The organism is uncultured Metabacillus sp. (assembly GCF_947503125.1).
Lineage (GTDB): Bacteria > Bacillota > Bacilli > Bacillales > Bacillaceae > Metabacillus.
Map to the genome: position 1 here is coordinate 1 of NZ_CANNCR010000147.1, position 1,469 is coordinate 1,469.

The 1,469-nt window shown below is 36.6% G+C and carries 2 protein-coding genes; both read left to right on the forward strand.

Annotated elements, in window-relative coordinates:
- Positions 1 to 101: 101 nt before the first annotated feature.
- The gene (locus Q1B07_RS26540) at positions 102 to 335 is read left to right on the forward strand and encodes a twin-arginine translocase TatA/TatE family subunit (protein WP_299093256.1); all 234 of its coding nucleotides are present in this window, start codon (positions 102 to 104) and stop codon (positions 333 to 335) included.
- 67 nt (positions 336 to 402) lie between these two features.
- Complete coding sequence (gene tatC, locus Q1B07_RS26545; protein WP_299093257.1) at positions 403 to 1,146, forward strand: twin-arginine translocase subunit TatC; 744 nt, start codon at positions 403 to 405, stop codon at positions 1,144 to 1,146.
- Positions 1,147 to 1,469 lie beyond the last annotated feature (323 nt).

Below are 1,469 nucleotides of genomic sequence, written 5' to 3' on the forward strand. Positions count from 1 at the left end.
GGCAAGTTTTTTGCATTTAAAGCCCTTAAATTCAAAGATTATTAACTTTTTTAATATAAAAGTTTTTACAATACGGGATCAGCTAAAGGGGAGGAAGCATGATGTTACAAAATATTGGTGTTCCGGGATTGATTTTAATTCTGATCATTGCCCTGGTGATTTTTGGGCCATCGAAATTGCCGGAGATTGGGCGGGCATTCGGCAACACACTGAAGGAATTTAAAAAGGCAACTAATGATCTGGTGAATGGAGACAATGATTCAACAAAGCCTCAAGAAGAAACAGCAAAGCTTCTCGCTGTTGAAACAACGAAACAAAGCAACACTGGAAGCTAGGTTGAAAAAAGGTGCAGGCAGGAATGTTGCTTGCATCTTTCTTTTTTTGAATAAAGGGGGATGACATATGGATGAAACAAGAATGAATTTGGTTGAACATTTAGGGGAAATGCGGAAGCGAATCATCATCATATTAATCTTTTTTATGACCTTCCTTTGTCTTTCTTTTCTTTTTGTGAAGGATATTCATCAGTTTTTAGTGAGAGATTTAGATGATAAATTGGCTTTGTTAGGTCCAGGGGACATTCTATGGATCTATATGATGATCGCAGGGGTTGTTGCGATCGCTGCAACCATTCCGATCGCAGCTTTCCAAGCTTGGCATTTTGTCAAACCTGCACTCAAAAAAGAAGAACAAAAAGCCACCTTAGCCTTTATACCGGGGATCTTCTTCTTGTTTTTATTAGGAATTTCCTTCGGCTATTTTATCCTCTTTCCCATTGTGCTATCCTTTTTAGAAAATTTAGCAGGTGATCAATTCGAAGCATTCTTTACCGTCGATAAATATTTCAACTTCATGATCAATTTAACCCTGCCATTTGGATTTTTATTTGAAATGCCTGCTGTTATTCTGTTTTTAACCAAACTGGGCATTATCAATCCTCATCTGCTAGTAAAAGGAAGAAAAGGATCTTATTTTGTTTTAATCGTTATTTCCGTGATCATTTCTCCTCCTGATTTGGTTTCGGATGTTCTAGTCATCGTCCCTTTGCTCCTCTTATATGAATTTAGCATAACCCTTTCGAAACTGGTATTTAGGAAAAGGACAGAATGGCAAATAGTAAATGATAAGGAAAGGGTTCCGTTATGACCCATAGATATTGGTAAAAAAGCAAAACTCACCGCAGAATCGGTGAGTTTTTTTATGACTATTTACAAGAAAAGTTGAATGTAAATACGCCGAAATATCCTGGAATTCGCTGATAAAATCAGAAACCCGCCGATAAAATTCGGAAATCGCTGATAAAATCAGAATTCCGCCGATAAATTCCGGAATTCGCTGATAAAATCAGAAAGCCGCCGATAAATTTCGAAATTCGCTGATAAAATGAGAAACTCTTTTTAGCCCCCTTAATTATTTGGACACGAAAGTAGTGTAGAAAGTAAACTATTTTTGATCATTCATTTAATGTA

What these genes read in the sequence shown, in the direction of transcription:
- Q1B07_RS26540 (WP_299093256.1), top strand. Translation starts at nt 102, where the DNA reads ATGTTACAAAATATTGGTGTTCCGGGATTGATTTTAATTCTGATCATT.
- tatC (WP_299093257.1), top strand. Translation starts at nt 403, where the DNA reads ATGGATGAAACAAGAATGAATTTGGTTGAACATTTAGGGGAAATGCGG.